Below are 18,726 nucleotides of genomic sequence, written 5' to 3' on the forward strand. Positions count from 1 at the left end.
GACGCTCGGTCGCAGCCTGTGGCGTTCACATGCCCGAGTAGTTCGGGCCGCCGCCGCCCTGCGGGGTCACCCACACGATGTTCTGGCTGGGGTCCTTGATGTCGCAGGTCTTGCAGTGCACGCAGTTCTGCGCGTTGATCTGCAGGCGCGCGCTGTCGGCTTCGCCGACGAACTCGTACACGCCGGCCGGGCAGTAGCGCGCTTCCGGGCCTGCGTACTCGGCCAGGTTCACCTTCACCGGAATGCTCGGGTCCTTCAGCGTCAGGTGGCTGGGCTGGTTCTCGTCGTGGTTGGTGCTGCTCAGGAACACCGAGCTGAGCCGGTCGAAAGTCAGCACGCCATCCGGCTTCGGGTAGGCGATGCGGGTGTGCTTGGCCGCCGGTTCCAGGCAGGCGTGGTCGGGCTGGGTGCGGTGCAGGGTCCACGGCGGGTTGCGCACGCCCAGCTTGGGAAGCAGCCACTGCTCCACGCCGGTCATCAGCGTGGCCACGGTCTGGCCCTTCTTGAACCACTGCTTGAAGTTCTTGGCCTGCTGCAGTTCGGTGAACAGCCAGCTGGCTTCGAACGCCGTCGGGTAGGCACTCAGTTCATCGTGCTGGCGGTCGGCGGCCAGTGCATCGAACGCGGCGTCGGCGCACAGCATGCCGGTCTTGATCGCGGCGTGGCTGCCCTTGATGCGGCTGGCGTTGAGGTAGCCGGCCTCGCAGCCGACCAGCGCGCCACCGGGGAACACGGTCTTCGGCAGCGACAGCAGGCCACCGGCGGTGATCGCACGCGCGCCGTAACCGATGCGGGTGCCACCCTCCAGGTGCTTGCGGATGGACGGATGGGTCTTGAAACGCTGGAACTCTTCAAACGGGCTCAGCCACGGGTTCCTGTAGTCCAGGCCGACCACGTAGCCGATGGCGACCTTGCCGCCGTCGGCGTGGTACAGGAACGCGCCGCCGTAGGTGTCGCTGTCCAGCGGCCAGCCGGCGGCATGCACCACCAGGCCCGGCTCATGCTTGGCCGGGTCGATCTGCCACAGTTCCTTGATGCCGATGCCGTAGGCCTGCGGGTCCTTGCCTTCGTCAAGTTTGTAGCGGGCGATCAGCTGGCGGCCCAGGTGGCCGCGTGCGCCTTCAGCGAAGATCGTGTACCTGGCGTGCAGCGCCATGCCGCGCTCGAAGGCCGGGCCGATGCTGCCGTCCTTCTCGATGCCCATGTCGCCGGTCGCCACGCCGATCACTTCACCGTTGTCGCCATACAGCACTTCGGCGGCGGCAAAGCCCGGGAAGATCGCCACTTCCAGCGCCTCGGCCTGCTGCGCCAGCCAGCGGGTCACTTCGCCCAGGCTGATGATGTAGTTGCCTTCGTTGTGGAAGCACTCCGGCAGCAGCGCGTTGGGCGTGCTGCGTGCGCCGGTTTCGCTGAGGAACAGGAATTCGTCGCGGGTGACCTTCTGCTTCAGCGGTGCGCCACGCTCGGCCCAGTCCGGGAACAGTTCGGTCAGCGCGCGCGGATCCATCACCGCGCCGGACAGCACGTGCGCGCCTGGTTCGGACCCCTTCTCCAGCACGCACACCGACAACTCGCGGCCGGCTTCGATCGCGCGCTGGCGCAGGCGGATCGCGGTGGCCAGGCCGGCGGGGCCGGCGCCGACGATCACCACGTCGAATTCCATTACTTCACGCGGGGGCAGGGCGTTGGCTTCAGCGCTCATCGATTGCATGACTCGTGGGTAGGGCCGGCATCGGGGCCACCGGCGGTGCCTGGGAATCGCGCGTGCGGCCACGGGCGAAACGGTTGTTTGAATGTGTCAGGGTACCGGGACGCGCGTGATCGAGCTAGATCGCCGATGTTCACACCCGGATTGCTGCAATGCAGCGTAGGGCCGCAGCTCTGGTGGGTGCCGACCTTGGTCGGCACGCTCTGCCCGGATGACCGACAATGGCCCGGTCCTGACTGCGCGTGAGTGCCATGGCTTTGCATCCGTACGATCTGTTCGATGTCCGTTCCCTGCTCAACGAGGAAGAGCGCGCGGTGCAGGAGAGCGTCGCCCGTTTCACCAACGAGCGCGTGCTGCCGATCATCGGCGATGCCTTCGACCAGGCCCGCTTCCCCGATGAACTGGTGCCGGAGATCGCGTCACTGGGCCTGCTCGGTGCGACCCTGCCGACCGAGTACGGCGGTGGTGGCCTCGGCGCGGTCAGCTACGGCCTGATCTGCCAGGAGCTGGAGCGCGGCGATTCGGGCCTGCGCAGCTTCGTCTCGGTGCAGAGCTCGCTGTGCATGTACCCGATCTACGCCTATGGCAGCGAGGAACAGCGCCAGCAGTGGCTGCCGGCGATGGCGCGCGGCGAACTGATCGGCTGCTTCGGCCTGACCGAGGCGCATGGGGGTTCCGATCCGGCCAGCATGAAGACCCGCGCGGTGCGCGACGGCAGCGACTGGCGCATCAGCGGCAGCAAGATGTGGATCACCAGCGGCCCGGTGGCCGACCTGGCCATCGTCTGGGCGCAGACCGAGGACGGCATCCAGGGTTTCGTGCTGGAAAAGGGCATGGCCGGCTTCACCACGCAGGAGATCAAGCACAAGATGAGCCTGCGCGCATCGCTGACCGGGGCGCTGTTCTTCGATGACGTGCGCGTGCCTGACAGCCACCGGCTGCCGAACGTGAAGGGCCTGAAGGGGCCGCTGGGCTGCCTGACCCAGGCCCGCTATGGCATCAGCTGGGGCCCGATCGGTGCGGCGATTGCCTGCCTGGATGAAGCACTGGGTTATGCCAAGGAGCGCGTGCTGTTCGGTCGCCCGCTGGCGGCCACGCAGAGCGCGCAGATCAAGCTGGCCGAGATGGCCCGCCGCATCACCACCGCGCAGCTGCTGGCCCTGCAGCTGGGCCGCCTGAAGGAAGCTGGCCAGCTGCAGCCGCAGCAGGTCAGCCTGGCCAAGTGGAACAACTGCCGCATGGCGATCGACATCGCCCGCGAATGCCGTGACCTGCTGGGTGGCGCCGGCATCACCACCGAACACGTGGCGATCCGGCACGCGCTGAACCTCGAATCGGTGATCACCTATGAAGGCACCGAGACCGTGCACCAGCTGGTGATCGGCCGCGAACTGACCGGCATCAACGCGTTCTGAGTGCACCGGTAGTGCCGGCCGCTGGCCGGCATTGAGTTGGTAGTGCCGGCCGCTGGCCGGCATTGCCCAGTAGCGTATTCGCAGGCGAGCGATCGGTGTACCGAACCGCGCACCGTACCGAGATGGGTTCAAGGACAGCCTGTACCGCGCGGCTGTTGGGTCCGCCTTGAAGCGAGCCGAGCACCGCAGGTCCGGCGGGGGCGAAGAGGCGCGGGTGTCTGAGCGCAGCGAGTTCCGCGCCGCCCCCCGGCGGGCCGAGGAGCGCAGGGCACCGGTGCGCAGCACCGGCTCGCGGATGGCGGCGCGTTTCTTTTGGTTACTTTTCTTTCCGCGCGGAAAGAAAAGTAACGCCCATGAACGCATGCGCCCGCCACAGCAACGACCAGGCAGAAGAGAGACGCGTGGCGTTACGCCCCGCCGGCAAACCCGTGCTGCCGCCACGCCTCGTACATCACCACGGCAACGGTGTTGGAAAGATTGAGGCTGCGGTTGTCCGGCCGCATTGGCAGGCGCAGGCGGCGGCCATCGGGCAAGGCATCGAGCACGTCCTGCGGCAGGCCGCGGCTTTCCGGGCCGAACAGGAAGGCATCACCGTCTTCGAACGCCACGCTGTCATAGCGGACGCTGGCACGCGTACTGAGGGCGAACAACCGCTTCGGTGCGATCCGCGCCAGCGCGGTGTCCAGGTCGGGGTGCACCTGCAGGCGCGAATACTCGTGGTAGTCCAGGCCGGCGCGCTTGAGCTGCTTGTCTTCCAGTGCGAAGCCGAGCGGCTCGACCAGGTGCAGCTGCGCGCCGGTGTTGGCGCAGAGCCGGATCACATTGCCCGTGTTGGGCGGGATTTCCGGTTGGAACAGGATCACGTGGAACTGGGGCGCGGCATTCATCGGCGCAGTGTACCTGCGACGACCGCCGCCTTTACGGCGCACGCCCTGCGCGAGGCAGGGCGGCACCGCTTACGGGCGCAGCAGGATCTGGGCGGTTTCGGTGGCCAGGGCCTGCAGGTCGGCGGCGCTCGGACGCACCTGCAGGGCCGGCAGGTTGACGATCACCTGGTTGGCGACGCTGGTGGCGGCTGCGGCCAGGGTGGCGGCGTAGCGCTGGGCTTCCAGCTCGGCGGCCAGGGCGACGCGCTGTTCCAGGCTCGGGCGCACTTCCACCGAGGCCAGGGTGGTGATCGGCATCGCGGCGGCGACCGGGGCGGCGACGTAGCCGCTGCGCTCGGCCAGCTGGTCGGCACTTGGGCGCACTTCCACGGTGGCCAGGGTCGGGATGCCACTGGCCTGTTCCCAGGCCCGCTGGGCCAACTGGTCGGCGGCCGGGCGAACCTGCACGGTGGACAGGGTCTTGATGGATTCGGAGGCCTGCACCGACGAAACAACCGCGGTGCCGGCGATCAGGGCGATGGCGATGGCAATGGTCTTGGCGTTCATGACGGGGCCTGTTTAGTGTTGGTGATCAGTGGTGTGGTAGTAAGGTAGTACACCAATTCTGGGCTTGCAAGGAAAATTTTCGATTTCCTGCGTTTGTTCAGTCTTCAGTCAGCTTTTGTCTGAAGCCCTTCCTGGTGCAGGAACTACCAAGCAATCCCCGTGCCAACTTTTAATCATTGATTTGCAAGGGTTTTATGGTCATCGAAAAGTGTCCGGCGGGCGGACACCTGTCCATTCGATGTGCTGCGGACACTGTCCGGACGTTGCTGGCGGGTGCTTGTGACGGCTCGGACAGGGCAGATCGGCGCTGCGGATGGCGCACAGGGGCAAACACCCCCAGTGACTGGCGACCGATTCCTGCCGTTGCGCGCGCACGCTAGGATCGGGGTTCACCTATGTGACCAAGGATCCGGATATGTCTCTCGCCCTTCGCCCGCGCACTGCGCTGCTGGCCGTTGCCCTCAGCACCGCCCTGGGCACGCTTGTGCCTTCCCATGCGTTGGCGGCAAAGCCGGCCGCACCGGCCAAGGTCGATATCCCGTATGAGCAGTTCACCCTGCCCAACGGCCTGCGCGTGATCGTGCACACCGATCGCAAGGCGCCGATCGTCGCGGTCAACGTCTGGTATCACGTCGGCAGCAAGGACGAACCGGCCGGCCGCACCGGCTTCGCGCACCTGTTCGAACACCTGATGTTCCAGGGCAGCGAAAACCACGACGGCGAGTTCTTCGAGCCGTTCAAGCAGGTCGGCGCCACCAACCAGAACGGCACCACCAATACCGACCGCACCAACTACTTCGAGAACGTGCCCACCACTGCGCTGGACATGGCGCTGTGGATGGAATCGGACCGCATGGGCCATCTGGTCGGTGCGATCGACCAGGCGGCGCTGGACGAGCAGCGTGGCGTGGTGCAGAACGAGAAGCGCCAGGGCGAGAACCAGCCCTACGGCCAGGCCTGGGACCAGCTCAACAAGGCGCTGTATCCAGTTGGCCACCCGTACCACCACGGCGTGATCGGTTCGATGAACGATCTGAACGCGGCGTCGCTGGATGACGTGAAGACCTGGTTCCGCACCTGGTACGGCCCGAACAACGCCGTGCTGGTGCTGGCTGGCGACATCGACCTGGCCACCGCCAAGGAAAAGGTTGGCAAGTACTTCGGCAGCATCCCGGCCGGCCCGACCATGGCGCAGCCGGCGGTGAACGTGGCCAAGCGCAGCGCCGACACGCGCGAGACGATGACCGACAAGGTGCCGCAGGCGCGTATCTACCGCGCCTGGAACGTGCCGCAGGTCGGTACCACCGAGGTCGATCAGCTGCAGTTGTTCGCGCAGGTACTGGGCGGTGCCAAGTCCTCGCGGCTGAGCCAGCGCCTGCAGCACCAGGACAAGCTGGTGGACAGCATCGCGGCAGGCCTGTCGACGTCGCAGCTGGGTTCGAACTTCGTGATCATGGCGACGGTCAAGCAGGGCCAGGACCCTGCCAAGGTCGAGAAGATCATCGACGAGGAACTGGACCGGCTGATCAAGCAGGGCCCGACCGCGGCCGAGCTGGAACGCGCCAAGACCGGTGCCCGCGCCGGTTTCATCCGCGGCATCGAACGCATCGGCGGCTTCGGCGGCAAGGCCGACGCACTGGCCGAGTGCGCGGTGTTCACCGGCGACCCGGGCTGCTTCCGCACCTCGCTGGCCAACATCGAGAAGGCCAGTGCTGCTGATCTGAGCCGTCTGGGCGCGCAGTGGCTGGACAAGGGCAGCCACACCCTGGTGATTGCACCGGGTGAGCGCGTGGCGCTGAAGGAAGACCCGAGCCAGGCGCCGAAGCCGTTCAGCGTGCCGGCGGTGGATCCCAAGTACAGCACGCTGCCCGAGCAGGTCGACCGCAAGGCCGGCGTACCGCAGACCCGCGAGTTCCCGCAGCTGAAGTTCCCGGCGCTGCAGCGCGCCACGCTGAAGAACGGCACCCAGGTGATCCTGGCCGAGCGCCACGAGATTCCGGTGGTGCAGTTCAGCTACCAGTTCCCGGGTGGCTTCAGCGCCGACCAGGGCCGCAAGCCGGGCACCGCCAACTTCACCATGAGCCTGATGACCGAAGGCGCCGGCAAGCTCGGCTCGCTGGCCTTCGCCGATGCTGCTGACGCACTGGGCGCCAGCCTGGATGCCTCGGCCGGCCTGGACTCCATGAGCGTGGACCTGTCGGCGCTGAAGGAAAACCTGGCACCGTCGCTGGCGCTGTATCGGGACCTGCTGCGCGAACCGCGCTTCGAGCAGGGTGAGATCGACCGGGTCAAGGCGAGCTGGATTGCCGGCATCCAGCAGGAGAAGGTCAACCCGGGTGCGGTGGCGATGCGCGTGCTGCCGCCGCTGCTGTACGGCAAGGGCCACCCGTATGCCATTCCGTTCACCGGCAGCGGTGACGAAGCAGCGATCAACGGCCTGACCCGCGAAGACCTGGTCGACTTCCACCGCGACTGGCTGCGCCCGCAGAACGGAACCCTGATCGTGGTCGGTGACACCACCCTGGCCGAGATCGTGCCGCTGCTGGACAAGCAGCTGGGCGACTGGAAGGCTGCGGGCGACGCCCCGCAGGTGAAGGCCGCCACCGACGTGGCATTGCCGAAGGGCCCGCGCGTGTTCCTGATCGACCAGCCGGGTGCGGTGCAGGCCAACCTGTTCGCCGGCCAGGTGGTGGCGCCGTCCAGCGCCGCCAGTTCGACCCGCTTCGATATCGCCAACGGCGTGATCGGCGGCGACTTCACCTCGCGCCTGAACATGAACCTGCGTGAGGACAAGCACTGGTCGTACGGTGCGCGCAGCAGCGCGATCAACTCGGTGGGCCAGCGCCCGTGGATGGCCAGCGCGCCGGTGCAGATCGACAAGACCGGCCCGGCGATGGCGGAAATGCGCAAGGAAATCGCCGCGTTCGCCGATGGCAGCAAGCCGGCCACCGCCGCCGAGGTCAACCGCATCCGCAACATCCAGACCCTGAGCCTGCCCGGTGCCTACGAGACCGCCAGCGCGGTCGCCTCGACCATCGGTTCGATCGTGCAGTTCAAGCGTCCGGACGACTACGTGCTGCGTCGCAAGGCCGAGATCGAGGCGATGACCCCGGCGCAGGTGCAGCAGGCCGCCGCCGAGATCAAGCCGCAGGCGCTGACCTGGGTGGTGGTGGGTGATCTCAAGCAGACCGAAGCGGCCGTGCGTGCGCTGAACCTGGGCGAGGTGACGGTGATCGACGCCGAAGGCAACCCGGTCAAGAAATAAGGGATGCGCCTGCCCGCCCCCGCGGGCAGGCCTCCCCAGGTAGTGCCGGCCGCTGGCCGGCAACCTTGCCGTGGTAGTGCCGGCCGCTGGCCGGCAACGCCGTGACCCGAAGGCGGGGTCAGAGCCCCCTGCGGGGGATCCGTTCCCCCACCGGCTACCCCCGATTCAGGCGGTTCAGGCAGAATCCCTCCATACCCTTCCAGGATCTGCCCATGCGCGTTCTGCTGCTTTCCTCCCTGCTGCTCACCGTCACCGCCTGTACCTGGGTGCCGATCGAACCGGCCGGCAAGGCGACCCGCGTGCTGCCGGCAGGCCCGGTTCCCGCTGGCTGCATTGCCAAGGGCGAGGTGGTGGTGACCGTGAAGAGCAAGGTCGGCTTCTACAACCGCAACCCGCTGCGCGTGCAGGAAGAGCTGGAAACCCTGGCCCGCAACGAGGCCCCGAGCGCCGGCGCCAATGCCGTGCAGGCCGCCGCGGCCCCGGCCGATGGCAGCCAGCGCTTCGCCGCATTCCAGTGCCCGCCGCGCTGAACGCTTCACCATACGGCCAAGGCTGAATTCGTAAAGATGCGGTGAAGGCCCCGGGGGTTATAGAATAGCGCCCCCTTTTGCCTGAGCCTTGGCGCTAACCTCGATGCTCTTCAAGAATGTCTCGATCGCCGGCCTGGCACACGTCGACGCGCCGCATACGCTGACCACCAAGGAAATCAACGAACGCCTGCAGCCGACGTTGGATCGCCTGGGTATCCGCACCGACGTGCTCGGCGACATCGCCGGCATCCACGCGCGCCGCCTGTGGGACAACGGCGTGCTGGCGTCCGACGCTGCCACCATGGCAGGCCGCAAGGCACTGGAAGACGCAGGCATCAATGCGACGCAGGTCGGCCTGCTGGTCAACACCTCGGTCAGCCGCGACTACCTGGAGCCGTCCACGGCCTCCATCGTCTCGGGCAACCTCGGCGTCAGCGACGAGTGCATGACCTTCGACGTCGCCAATGCCTGCCTGGCCTTCATCAACGGCATGGACATCGCCGCGCGCATGATCGAGCGCGGTGACATCGACTACGCGCTGGTGGTGGACGGCGAGACCGCCAACCTGGTGTACGAGAAGACCCTGGAGCGCATGACCGCCCCGGACGTCACCGCCGACGATTTCCGCAACGAGCTGGCCGCCCTGACCACCGGTTCGGGTGCAGCGGCGATGGTGATGGCGCGCTCGGAGCTGGTGCCGGACGCGCCGCGCTACAAGGGCGGCGTGACGCGCTCGGCCACCGAGTGGAACCAGCTGTGCCTGGGCAACCTGGACCGCATGGTCACCGATACCCGCCTGCTGCTGATCGAAGGCATCAAGCTGGCACAGAAGACCTTCAGCGCTGCCAAGATCGCCTTGGGCTGGGCCGTGGAAGAGCTGGACCAGTTCGTGATCCACCAGGTCAGCCAGCCGCACACCGCCGCGTTCATCAAGAACTTCGGCATCGACCCGAAGAAGGTGATGACCATCTTCGGCGAGCACGGCAACATCGGCCCGGCCTCGGTGCCGATCGTGCTGAGCAAGCTCAAGCAGCTGGGCAAGCTGAAGAAGGGCGATCGCATCGCGCTTCTGGGTATCGGCTCGGGCCTGAACTGCTCGATGGCTGAAGTGGTCTGGTAAAAGAGTCACCGCTGACCTGCTGCACGACGGGCAGCGATGATTTTTCCAAGTGTTCAAGGGCCGGTTTACCGGCCCTTTCTACAGGTGCGATCCGATGTCCCAGCTTCCCGGTTACCCCGCCCACCCGCAGCGCTTCGAGGTACGCCACGGCCTGTCGATGAACTATCTCGACGAAGGCCCGCGCGACGGCGAGGTGGTGGTGATGGTGCATGGCAACCCGTCGTGGAGCTATTACTGGCGCACGCTGGTCGCCGGCCTGTCGGACACGTACCGCTGCATCGTGCCGGACCACATCGGCATGGGCCTGTCGGACAAGCCCGATGACAGCCGCTACGAGTACACGCTGCAGTCGCGCGTTGACGACCTCGATGCGCTGCTCAAGCACCTGGGCATCACCGGCCCGGTGACCCTGGCGGTGCACGACTGGGGCGGCATGATCGGTTTCGGCTGGGCGCTGTCGCACCACGACCAGGTCAAGCGCCTGGTGGTGCTCAATACCGCTGCATTCCCGATGCCGGCGGCGAAGAAGATGCCGTGGCAGATCGCGCTGGGCCGCCACTGGAAGATCGGCGAGTGGATCATCCGCACCTTCAACGCGTTCTCCTCCGGTGCCTCGTGGCTGGGCGTGGAGCGGAAGATGCCGGCCGACGTGCGCCGCGCCTACGTGTCGCCGTACAACAGCTGGGCCAACCGCATCAGCACCATCCGCTTCATGCAGGACATCCCGCTGTCGCCGGCCGACAAGGCGTGGTCGCTGCTGGAGCGCGCCGGCAAGGCGCTGCCGTCGTTCGCCGACCGGCCGGCCTTCCTCGGCTGGGGCCTGCGCGACTTCGTGTTCGACCACCACTTCCTGAAGGGCTTCCAGGCCGCGCTGCCGCGGGCCCAGGTACATGCGTTCGAGGACGCCGGCCACTACGTGCTGGAAGACAAGCACGAAGTGCTGGTGCCGGAGATCCGCGCCTTTCTGGACAAGAACCCGATCTGATCGGTGTGCCGACCAACGGTCGGCATCCACCCCTTCCTCTTCCGGTGGGTGCCGACCGTTGGTCGGCACACCCGAAGGGTTGATGAGGTTGCCGGCCAGCGGCCGGCACTACCATTACGCGGCGACCGGCGCCTGCGGCGGCGAGGAAGGGCTGTTGCCGTTGTCGTCCGGATGGTCGTCGTCATTGTCGGCGTCATCGCGCCAGCGCCAGTCGGCCGGCGTCAACGGATCCAGGCCATAGGCGATGCGCGCCTTGTCGCACTGCGGGCTGGCCTTGCCGTACTCCCACGATGCATCCACCTCGCGGCACACGCTGGGCCGGTTGGGATGGATGGTGCAGCGTGAGTACACGCCGATCTGCGCATCCAGCGCCACGCAGCGCACCGGCTTGGAATGGGTGCCGCGCATGCACAGGCGGTGCGGGTCCAGCACCTCGGTGAGCTGGTGCGGCACGCCGCCGGGGGTGACCTCGTCTGATTCCATCCAGTGGAAGGCCACGCGGTACTGGGTGCAGCAGGCGCCGCAGGTCATGCAGGGATGTTGCATGGGCAAGCCGCCTCGGGCGGCAGTCGGAATCAGGAACGAGGGTGCGGATTTTCCACGAAGTGGGCCGCCGCGCAAGAAATTCCGTAAGCGGCGACAATGAACGGATGAACCGACCCTGCAATATTGCCGCCCGCTTGCCTGAACTGGCGCGTGAACGGCCTGATCAGATCGCCATCCGCTGCCCTGGCCGCCGTGGCGCCGGCAACGGCATGGCCGCCTACGACGTGACCCTGGATTACCGCCAGCTGGACGCCCGCAGCGACGCCATGGCGGCCGGCCTGGCCGGCTACGGGATCGGCCGTGGAGTGCGCACGGTGGTGATGGTGCGGCCGTCGCCGGAGTTCTTCCTGCTGATGTTTGCCCTGTTCAAGCTGGGCGCGGTGCCGGTGCTGGTCGACCCGGGCATCGACAGGCGCGCGCTGAAGCAGTGCCTGGACGAGGCGCAGCCGGAGGCCTTCATCGGCATTCCGCTGGCGCATGTGGCGCGGCTGGTGCTGCGCTGGGCCCCCTCGGCGGCGCGCCTGGTGACCGTGGGCCGCCGCCTCGGCTGGGGCGGGACCACGCTGGCCGCGCTGGAGCGCGCCGGCGCCAAGGGTGGGCCGATGCTGGCCGCCACCGACGGCGAGGACATGGCCGCGATCCTGTTCACCAGCGGCTCCACCGGCGTGCCCAAGGGCGTGGTCTACCGCCACCGCCACTTCGTCGGCCAGATCCAGCTGCTGGGCAGCGCCTTCGGCATGGAAGCGGGCGGGGTGGACCTGCCGACCTTCCCGCCGTTCGCCCTGTTCGATCCTGCGCTGGGCCTGACCTCGGTCATCCCGGACATGGACCCGACCCGACCGGCGCAGGCCGACCCGGCGCGCCTGCACGACGCCATCCAGCGCTTCGGCGTGACCCAGCTGTTCGGCTCGCCGGCGCTGATGCGGGTGCTGGCGAAGCACGGCCGGCCGCTGCCGACGGTGACCCGGGTGACCTCGGCGGGTGCGCCGGTGCCGCCGGACGTGGTCGCCACCATCCGCAGCCTGCTGCCGGCCGACGCGCAGTTCTGGACGCCGTATGGCGCCACCGAGTGCCTGCCGGTGGCGGTGGTCGAAGGCCGCGAGCTGGAACGCACGCGCGCCGCCACCGAGGCCGGCGCCGGCACCTGCGTGGGCAGCGTGGTGGCGCCGAACGAAGTGCGCATCATCGCCATCGATGACGCGCCGCTGGCCGACTGGTCGCAAGCGCGCGTGCTGGCGGTTGGCGAAGTGGGAGAAATCACGGTGGCTGGCCCGACCGCCACCGACAGCTACTTCAACCGCCCGCAGGCCACGGCTGCAGCGAAGATCCGCGAGAGGCTGGCCGATGGCAGCACCCGCGTGGTGCATCGCATGGGCGACGTCGGTTACTTCGATGCGCAGGGTCGCCTGTGGTTCTGCGGGCGCAAGACGCAGCGCGTGGAAACCGCGCGCGGGCCGCTGTACACCGAACAGGTCGAGCCGGTGTTCAACACCGTCGCAGGCGTGGCGCGCACCGCGCTGGTCGGTGTCGGCGCCGCCGGTGCGCAGGTGCCGGTGCTGTGCGTGGAACTGCTGCGCGGCCAGTCCGACAGCCCGGCGCTGCAGGAAGCGCTGCGTGCGCACGCCGCAGCGCGCACGCCTGAGGCCGGCCTGCAGCACTTCCTGGTGCATCCGGCGTTCCCCGTCGATATCCGTCACAACGCCAAGATCGGCCGCGAGAAGCTCGCCGTCTGGGCCAGCGCCGAACTGGAGAAGCGCGCATGAAGATCCTGGTCACCGGTGGTGGTGGGTTCCTTGGCCAGGCGCTGTGCCGCGGGCTGGTCGAACGTGGCCACCAGGTACTGGCGTTCAACCGCAGCCATTACCCGGAGCTGCAGGTGATGGGCGTCGGCCAGATCCGTGGCGACCTGGCCGACCCGCAGGCGGTCCTGCATGCGGTGGCCGGCGTCGATGCGGTATTCCACAACGGTGCCAAGGCCGGTGCGTGGGGCAGCTATGACAGCTACCACCAGGCCAATGTGGTCGGCACCGACAACGTCATCGCCGCCTGCCGTGCGCACGGTATCGGCCGGCTGGTCTACACCTCCACGCCCAGCGTGACGCACCGGGCCACGCACCCGGTAGAAGGCCTCGGCGCCGACGAGGTGCCGTACGGCGAAGATTTCCAGGCGCCCTATGCGGCCACCAAGGCGATTGCCGAACAGCGCGTGCTGGCGGCCAATGACGCGTCGCTGGCGACGGTGGCGCTGCGTCCGCGCCTGATCTGGGGCCCTGGCGACCAGCAGCTGGTACCGCGCCTGGCCGAACGTGCACGACAGGGCCGCCTGCGCCTGGTGGGCGATGGCAGCAACAAGGTCGATACCACCTACATCGACAACGCCGCGCTTGCCCACTTCCTCGCCTTCGAGGCACTGGCGCCCGGTGCCGCATGTGCAGGCAAGGCCTACTTCATTTCCAACGGCGAACCGCTGCCGATGCGCGAGCTGGTCAACAAGCTGCTGCAGGCGGTGGGTGCACCGACCGTGGACAAGGCGATCAGCTTCAAGATCGCGTACCGTATCGGCGCCATCTGCGAGCGGCTGTGGCCGCTGCTGCGCCTGCGCGGCGAACCGCCGTTGACCCGGTTCCTGGCCGAACAGCTGTGCACGCCGCACTGGTACAGCATGGAGCCGGCCCGCCGTGACTTCGGCTATGTGCCGCAGGTCAGCATCGAAGAAGGGCTGCGCAGGCTGAAGGCTTCATCTGCTGCATAGATCGCCATCACTGGTTGCACACCGCAGGATCGGGAGGATGGACCCACGCCATCCAAGGCTCGACCACCCGCGAGGAGCGCCATGCTGCATTACGCCATCATTTTCTTTGTCATCGCCATCATCGCCGCCGTTCTGGGTTTCTCCGGTATCGCCGGCGCCGCAACGAACATCGCCTGGATCCTGTTCGTGGTGTTCCTGATCCTTGCGGTGATCTCGATGTTCCGCAAGCGAGGCTAGCCGGTAGTGCCGGCCGCTGGCCGGCATCGCTTTCCGCAGAGTCGAGCCATGCTCGACTCTGCGTGCGATCACCACGTTACACAGCGCTCTGCAGCCCGCGATCGGCCTCATGGCGTTCCAGCGCCAGTTCGATCAGGCGCGTGATCAGCGTGGTGTAGTCAACACCGCTGGCGCCCCACAGCTTCGGGTACATGCTGATGCGGGTGAAGCCCGGCAGCGTGTTGACCTCGTTGATGACGATCTCGCCGTCTGCGGTGAGGAACACATCCACGCGCGCCATGCCCGCACACTCCAGCGCCTGGTAGGCCTGCCGCGCGATCTGCTGGATGCGCGCCTGGGTGGCGGCGTCGATGTCGGCCGGCACCACCACGTCAGCGCCATTGGCATTGATGTACTTGGTGTCGTAGGCGTAGAACTCGTCGTGCACCACCACCTCGCCGCATACGCTGGCCTGCGGGTGCTCGTTGCCCAGCACCGCGCATTCGATCTCGCGGCCGACCACCGCCGATTCCACCAGCACCTTGTGGTCGTAGCGCAGCGCCAATGCCAGTGCCTCGGCAAAGCCCGCCGCATCCTTGACCTTGCTCACACCCACCGACGAACCCTGGTTGGCCGGCTTCACGAACAGCGGCAGGCCGAGCTGGGCGATCACCGCATCGGCATCGACCTCCGCGGCCTGATGGCGACGGATGCACAGCCACGGCGCCACCTGCAGCCCCGCGTCGCGCAGCAGGCGCTTGGTCACGTCCTTGTCCATCGCCACCGCCGAGCCCAGTACCGGCGAACCGACGAAGGGCAGGTTCGCCATGCGCAGCAGGCCCTGCAGCGCACCGTCCTCGCCCAGTGGCCCGTGCACGATCGGAAGCACCACATCGATCTGGCCCAGCGCACTGGCCGTATCGGACGGCTGCAGCTGCGCCTGCTCGGCGCCCGGGCGCACCGCCAGCGACTGGCCCGAGCGATGCAGCGCGATGCGCGATGGATCATCGGCATTGATCAGGAAGGTATCCGGCTGGCTCAGATGCCACTGGCCCTGCTTGTCGATGCCGACCAGCACCGGCTCGAAGCGCTCGCGATCAAGCGCATCGAGGATGTTCTTCGCCGACTGCAGCGAAACTTCATGCTCGGAAGACTTGCCCCCGAAAATGATGCCAACCCGGGTCCGTGCCATGGGGAATGCGATGTCCTGTGCGTTGCGTGGCCCCATAGCATGAACCTTCATCGGCCCTCCGCGTGAGGCACAGATGAACCAGAAATCCATCCACGCATGGCGTGGATCTACCGTCCTCATGGCCCATCAACAGGGGTCGGAGCCCGTTGCGCTACAACGGGATCCGACCCCACGGACGACAGGAAACTGTCGAAGGCGGGGTGGGTCCGGTTGTGGGGGCGTGAGCCGCATGGATGCGGCGACCGAGCTTACATGGACGTACTTGCAGCGTCCCCCGCAACCGGACCCACCCCGCCATCCCACGGATAGCCAGCTTTTGATGTTGATCTTGCCGGCCAGCGGCCGGCACTACCACGGGTGCCGGGCGGCAGCCCGGCAGCCCGGCAGCCCGGCAGCCCGGCCCAAGCTCCCCACCCACGCAGGTAGAATGCACACATGGCTCTCTCCCTGCTCAAGTCCCTCAAGCCGGTCGCTGGCCGCGCCCTGCAGATCGCCCTGAACCGCGCGCTGGCGCTGGATCCGGATACCCGCCATGCATTGGCCAGCCTCGACGGCCGGCATATCGACCTGACCCTGGAAGCGCCGTCGCTGGCGATGCGCATCAGCGTCGACGGCGACCAGCTGCGGGTCGGCCCGGTGGATGCACAGGAAGCCGACCTGGCCGTGCGCAGCAGCCTGGCCGGCGTGCTGGCGCAGCTGCCGCTGCTGGCCAACGCGCGGCGCGGCGACAACAACGGCAAGGGCCGTGTGCGCGTGGCCGGCGATGCCGAGCTGGCGCGCCGCCTGCAGCAGCTGGCCAAGGGCTTCGATCCGGACTGGCAGCAGCCTTTCGTCAGCGTATTCGGCGAAGTACTGGGCGTGCAGGTCGCCAACACCCTGCGCAGCGCCCTGCAGCACGCGCGCCAGGGGGCGATCGATCTGGCCCACAGCGCCGCTGAGTTCATCACCGAGGAGTCGCGCGATGTGGTGCCGCGCGCCGAGCTGGATGCCTTCCACGACGACGTGGATGTGCTGCGCGATGACGTGGAGCGCCTTGGTGCACGCGTGCAGCGCCTGCGGGGTGCCGCATGAAGGCCGTGCTGCGGGCCAGCCGCATTGGCCGGGTGATCCTGCGTTACCGCCTCGACGACCTGCTGCAGGGCACGCCGGCCGAACGCTGGCTGCGCCTGGCCAAGCCGTTCGTGCCGCGCGCCTCGGCCAGCATCGCCTCGCAGTCGCGCGGTGCGCGCCTGCGCCTGGCGCTGCAGGACCTCGGCCCGATCTTCGTCAAGTTCGGCCAGATCCTGTCCACCCGCCGCGACCTGGTGCCGCCGGACGTGGCCAACGAGCTGACCCTGCTGCAGGACCGGGTCAAGCCGTTCGATGGCGAGACCGCGCGCCGCATCGTCGAGGACGCGCTCGGCCTGCCGGTCAGCGAGGCCTTCGCCAGCTTCGACACCGAACCGCTGGCCTCGGCCTCGATCGCGCAGGTGCATGCGGCCACGCTGGCCGATGGCCGCCAGGTGGTGGTCAAGGTACTTCGCCCGGGCATCGAGAAGCAGATCGACGCCGACATCGCCCTGCTCAATTCGCTGGCCGCCCTGGTCGAGCGCACCCATCCGCGCGCCGACAAGATCCGGCCGCGCGAAGTGGTGGACGAGGTCGAGAACACCCTGGCCGCCGAGCTGGACCTGCAGCGCGAAGGCGCCAATGCCAGCGTGCTGCGCCGCTTCTGGGAAAACAGCGACGACCTGTACGTGCCGGAAGTGATCTGGAGCCATACCGCCGAGCGCGCGCTGACCCTGGAGCGCGTTTGGGGCATTCCGTCCGATGACATCGCTGCACTGGACAAGGCCGGCATCGACCGCAAGGCGCTGGCCGCCAAGGGCGTGCGGGTGTTCTATACCCAGGTGTTCCGCGACAACTTCTTCCACGCCGATGCGCACGCCGGCAACATCTGGGTCGACACCGATCCGGCGCGCCGTGCCAATCCGCGCTTCATCGCGCTGGACTTCGGCATCATGGGCCAGCTCTCGCAGGAAGATCAGTACTACCTGGCCGAGAACTTCATGGCCATCTTCAACCGCGATTACCGCCGCATCGCCGAACTGCACGTGCAGGCACGCTGGATGCCCGACCACGTACGCATCGACGATCTGGAAGCGGCCGTGCGTTCAGTGTGCGAGCCGTACTTCACCCGTCCGCTGTCGCAGATCTCGCTGGCCGAAGTGCTGATGAAGCTGTTCCGGGTGGCGCAGCGCTACCAGCTGACGCTGCAGCCGCAGCTGATCCTGCTGCAGAAGACCCTGCTGAACATCGAGGGCGTCGGCCGCCAGCTGGACCCGCAGATCGACATCTGGGCGGTGGCCAAGCCGGTGCTGGCGAAGATCCTGCGCGAGCGCTACAGCCCGCGCCGGGTGGTGCGCGAGCTGGGCAAGCGCCTGCCGGAAATCATGACCCATGCGCCGGACATGCCGCGGCTGGTGCACGCCTGGCTGACCCAGCAGGTGGAAGGCCGCCACGAACTGGCGATGCGTTCGCGCGATCTGGTCGCGCTCGATGCCAGCCTGCAGCGCCTGCAGAAGCGCGCCGTGGGCGCGATCACCGGTGTGGGCCTGCTCGCCATCGCTGCACTGATGTATGTGCTGCAGCCGCCGGGCTGGTACTGGGGCGACGTGCCGGCGTGGAGCTGGCTGTCCGGTGCGGTCGGCGTGGTGGCGCTGGCGCGCGCGTGGTGGCGCTGACCCCGGCAGATTGAAGATCGGCGGCACGGTACGCCGCCGATCAATTACAGGCTCACCAGTGGTAGCCCAGGCCCAGGTGCGATTGCACACTCTGGAAGCTGTCCAGGCGCGTCCTGTGCCAGGTCTTGCCGATACCCACGTCCAGCACCAGATGCTCACCCAATGGCTGGCTGCGGCGCAGGAAGGCACGCCGTGCATTGTGCTCGCGCAGCAGCAGCGGATCGGACTCGGCGGTATAGCCGGACGTGCCGCTGCCCAGCCACAGCTGGGTCGAGCCACGGCCTTGCCCATCCTTCAGCCGCAGCGACAGTGTGGTGCCATGCCCATCCGGTCCATTGGACTGGCGGTGCCGCTCGTGGCGCAGTGAGGCAGTCACGCGCGGAAAGTAATGCGAGGCACCCACCGACCAGCCGCTCACATGGGCGCCGGCATGGTACTGGGCGTATTTGCCGCCCACGCTCAGTACGGTCTGCGGTGTCACTTTCCACTGGATGTCCTGGTTGACCTGGCGGTTGACGAACACCGGATCATCGTTGGATGCCGTGACAGCGGTGCGGGTGGACAGGCGCGGGCTCCAGCGATGGTGCAGCGAGCCCTGCATGCGGTTGCCGCTGAATCGCCTGCTGCCGTAGTCACGCTCGCCATGGGCCAACCCCAGGTGCCAGCGGCTGCCGCCACTGCGGCCGGCCACGTCCACGGTCTGTACGTCGCGCTTGCCGAAGCCATCGCTGTAGTCGGCATGGTCCAGCTGCACCGTGACACGGTCGACGCCGGCGTGGGCGCTGCAGACAGCCAGCAGCAGGGCGCATGGCAGTGCGCCACGGATGATCAATCGCATGGG

Annotated in this window: 16 protein-coding genes; 10 read left to right on the plus strand and 6 right to left on the minus strand. The window is 67.6% G+C overall.

Annotation, left to right across the window (positions count from 1 at the left end):
* Positions 1–25 precede the first annotated feature (25 nt).
* Positions 26–1,702, minus strand: coding sequence for an electron transfer flavoprotein-ubiquinone oxidoreductase (locus tag AC5P9L_RS14465; protein ID WP_043034974.1), 1,677 nt, complete (start codon positions 1,700–1,702; stop codon positions 26–28).
* Between the two features lie 257 nt (positions 1,703–1,959).
* On the opposite strand from AC5P9L_RS14465, the gene AC5P9L_RS14470 reads away from it, so the two are divergent.
* A complete protein-coding gene (locus AC5P9L_RS14470; protein WP_024956299.1) occupies positions 1,960–3,123 on the plus strand; it encodes an acyl-CoA dehydrogenase family protein in 1,164 nt (387 codons plus the stop codon).
* A 407-nt stretch (positions 3,124–3,530) separates the two neighbouring features.
* Here the strand turns inward: AC5P9L_RS14470 and AC5P9L_RS14475 are convergent, their stop codons facing one another.
* On the minus strand, positions 3,531–4,010 hold the full coding sequence (locus AC5P9L_RS14475; RefSeq protein ID WP_005407625.1) for a tRNA (cytidine(34)-2'-O)-methyltransferase: 480 nt from the start codon (positions 4,008–4,010) through the stop codon (positions 3,531–3,533).
* A 69-nt stretch (positions 4,011–4,079) separates the two neighbouring features.
* Positions 4,080–4,556 (minus strand): XAC0231 family protein, encoded by a 477-nt coding sequence (locus AC5P9L_RS14480; RefSeq protein ID WP_012478767.1) that lies wholly within the window; start codon positions 4,554–4,556, stop codon positions 4,080–4,082.
* A gap of 415 nt (positions 4,557–4,971) precedes the next feature.
* Between AC5P9L_RS14480 and AC5P9L_RS14485 the strand changes: the two genes are divergently transcribed.
* The 4 genes from AC5P9L_RS14485 to AC5P9L_RS14500 all read left to right on the plus strand — a co-directional run bounded on the left by AC5P9L_RS14485 (position 4,972) and on the right by AC5P9L_RS14500 (position 10,456).
* A complete protein-coding gene (locus tag AC5P9L_RS14485; RefSeq protein ID WP_032966333.1) occupies positions 4,972–7,821 on the plus strand; it encodes a M16 family metallopeptidase in 2,850 nt (949 codons plus the stop codon).
* A gap of 212 nt (positions 7,822–8,033) precedes the next feature.
* Positions 8,034–8,351 (plus strand): DUF4156 domain-containing protein, encoded by a 318-nt coding sequence (locus tag AC5P9L_RS14490; RefSeq protein ID WP_005407628.1) that lies wholly within the window; start codon positions 8,034–8,036, stop codon positions 8,349–8,351.
* 103 nt (positions 8,352–8,454) lie between these two features.
* The gene (locus AC5P9L_RS14495; protein ID WP_049429808.1) at positions 8,455–9,471 is read left to right on the plus strand and encodes a 3-oxoacyl-ACP synthase III; all 1,017 of its coding nucleotides are present in this window, start codon (positions 8,455–8,457) and stop codon (positions 9,469–9,471) included.
* A 94-nt stretch (positions 9,472–9,565) separates the two neighbouring features.
* On the plus strand, positions 9,566–10,456 hold the full coding sequence (locus AC5P9L_RS14500) for an alpha/beta fold hydrolase (protein WP_150359381.1): 891 nt from the start codon (positions 9,566–9,568) through the stop codon (positions 10,454–10,456).
* Between the two features lie 114 nt (positions 10,457–10,570).
* Here the strand turns inward: AC5P9L_RS14500 and AC5P9L_RS14505 are convergent, their stop codons facing one another.
* Positions 10,571–11,002 carry a YkgJ family cysteine cluster protein gene (locus AC5P9L_RS14505; RefSeq protein ID WP_005407630.1) on the minus strand — a complete coding sequence of 144 codons (432 nt, stop codon included), beginning with the start codon at positions 11,000–11,002 and terminating at the stop codon, positions 10,571–10,573.
* A gap of 104 nt (positions 11,003–11,106) precedes the next feature.
* Between AC5P9L_RS14505 and oleC the strand changes: the two genes are divergently transcribed.
* From oleC to AC5P9L_RS14520, 3 genes are all read left to right on the plus strand, one after another.
* Entirely contained in the window at positions 11,107–12,765 is a 1,659-nt protein-coding gene (gene oleC, locus AC5P9L_RS14510) for an olefin beta-lactone synthetase (protein ID WP_005411899.1), read from the plus strand.
* A complete protein-coding gene (gene oleD, locus AC5P9L_RS14515) occupies positions 12,762–13,754 on the plus strand; it encodes a 2-alkyl-3-oxoalkanoate reductase (RefSeq protein ID WP_043035693.1) in 993 nt (330 codons plus the stop codon). The genes oleC and oleD overlap by 4 nt, the downstream gene beginning before the upstream one ends.
* Positions 13,755–13,835: 81 nt before the next feature.
* Positions 13,836–13,991 (plus strand): DUF1328 domain-containing protein, encoded by a 156-nt coding sequence (locus AC5P9L_RS14520; RefSeq protein ID WP_005407633.1) that lies wholly within the window; start codon positions 13,836–13,838, stop codon positions 13,989–13,991.
* A gap of 76 nt (positions 13,992–14,067) precedes the next feature.
* Here the strand turns inward: AC5P9L_RS14520 and ddlA are convergent, their stop codons facing one another.
* A complete protein-coding gene (ddlA, locus tag AC5P9L_RS14525; protein ID WP_059034202.1) occupies positions 14,068–15,162 on the minus strand; it encodes a D-alanine--D-alanine ligase in 1,095 nt (364 codons plus the stop codon).
* A 435-nt stretch (positions 15,163–15,597) separates the two neighbouring features.
* Here ddlA and AC5P9L_RS14530 point away from each other — a divergent pair, with 435 nt between their 5' ends.
* Together AC5P9L_RS14530 and ubiB are read left to right on the plus strand one after the other, a co-directional pair.
* On the plus strand, positions 15,598–16,233 hold the full coding sequence (locus AC5P9L_RS14530; RefSeq protein ID WP_005411902.1) for a ubiquinone biosynthesis accessory factor UbiJ: 636 nt from the start codon (positions 15,598–15,600) through the stop codon (positions 16,231–16,233).
* Positions 16,230–17,885, plus strand: a complete 1,656-nt coding sequence (gene ubiB, locus AC5P9L_RS14535) for a ubiquinone biosynthesis regulatory protein kinase UbiB (RefSeq protein WP_262101646.1) — start codon at positions 16,230–16,232, stop codon at positions 17,883–17,885. Before AC5P9L_RS14530 ends, ubiB begins: the two co-directional genes overlap by 4 nt.
* 52 nt (positions 17,886–17,937) lie before the next feature.
* Here the strand turns inward: ubiB and AC5P9L_RS14540 are convergent, their stop codons facing one another.
* Complete coding sequence (locus AC5P9L_RS14540) at positions 17,938–18,723, minus strand: YaiO family outer membrane beta-barrel protein (RefSeq protein ID WP_495230644.1); 786 nt, start codon at positions 18,721–18,723, stop codon at positions 17,938–17,940.
* Positions 18,724–18,726 lie beyond the last annotated feature (3 nt).

Source organism: Stenotrophomonas sp. YJH_SMC_64 (assembly GCF_059371375.1).

What these genes read in the sequence shown, in the direction of transcription:
- AC5P9L_RS14465 (WP_043034974.1), bottom strand. Translation starts at nt 1,702, where the DNA reads ATGAGCGCTGAAGCCAACGCCCTGCCCCCGCGTGAAGTAATGGAATTC.
- AC5P9L_RS14470 (WP_024956299.1), top strand. Translation starts at nt 1,960, where the DNA reads ATGGCTTTGCATCCGTACGATCTGTTCGATGTCCGTTCCCTGCTCAAC.
- AC5P9L_RS14475 (WP_005407625.1), bottom strand. Translation starts at nt 4,010, where the DNA reads ATGAATGCCGCGCCCCAGTTCCACGTGATCCTGTTCCAACCGGAAATC.
- AC5P9L_RS14480 (WP_012478767.1), bottom strand. Translation starts at nt 4,556, where the DNA reads ATGAACGCCAAGACCATTGCCATCGCCATCGCCCTGATCGCCGGCACC.
- AC5P9L_RS14485 (WP_032966333.1), top strand. Translation starts at nt 4,972, where the DNA reads ATGTCTCTCGCCCTTCGCCCGCGCACTGCGCTGCTGGCCGTTGCCCTC.
- AC5P9L_RS14490 (WP_005407628.1), top strand. Translation starts at nt 8,034, where the DNA reads ATGCGCGTTCTGCTGCTTTCCTCCCTGCTGCTCACCGTCACCGCCTGT.
- AC5P9L_RS14495 (WP_049429808.1), top strand. Translation starts at nt 8,455, where the DNA reads ATGCTCTTCAAGAATGTCTCGATCGCCGGCCTGGCACACGTCGACGCG.
- AC5P9L_RS14500 (WP_150359381.1), top strand. Translation starts at nt 9,566, where the DNA reads ATGTCCCAGCTTCCCGGTTACCCCGCCCACCCGCAGCGCTTCGAGGTA.
- AC5P9L_RS14505 (WP_005407630.1), bottom strand. Translation starts at nt 11,002, where the DNA reads ATGCAACATCCCTGCATGACCTGCGGCGCCTGCTGCACCCAGTACCGC.
- oleC (WP_005411899.1), top strand. Translation starts at nt 11,107, where the DNA reads ATGAACCGACCCTGCAATATTGCCGCCCGCTTGCCTGAACTGGCGCGT.
- oleD (WP_043035693.1), top strand. Translation starts at nt 12,762, where the DNA reads ATGAAGATCCTGGTCACCGGTGGTGGTGGGTTCCTTGGCCAGGCGCTG.
- AC5P9L_RS14520 (WP_005407633.1), top strand. Translation starts at nt 13,836, where the DNA reads ATGCTGCATTACGCCATCATTTTCTTTGTCATCGCCATCATCGCCGCC.
- ddlA (WP_059034202.1), bottom strand. Translation starts at nt 15,162, where the DNA reads ATGGCACGGACCCGGGTTGGCATCATTTTCGGGGGCAAGTCTTCCGAG.
- AC5P9L_RS14530 (WP_005411902.1), top strand. Translation starts at nt 15,598, where the DNA reads ATGGCTCTCTCCCTGCTCAAGTCCCTCAAGCCGGTCGCTGGCCGCGCC.
- ubiB (WP_262101646.1), top strand. Translation starts at nt 16,230, where the DNA reads ATGAAGGCCGTGCTGCGGGCCAGCCGCATTGGCCGGGTGATCCTGCGT.
- AC5P9L_RS14540 (WP_495230644.1), bottom strand. Translation starts at nt 18,723, where the DNA reads ATGCGATTGATCATCCGTGGCGCACTGCCATGCGCCCTGCTGCTGGCT.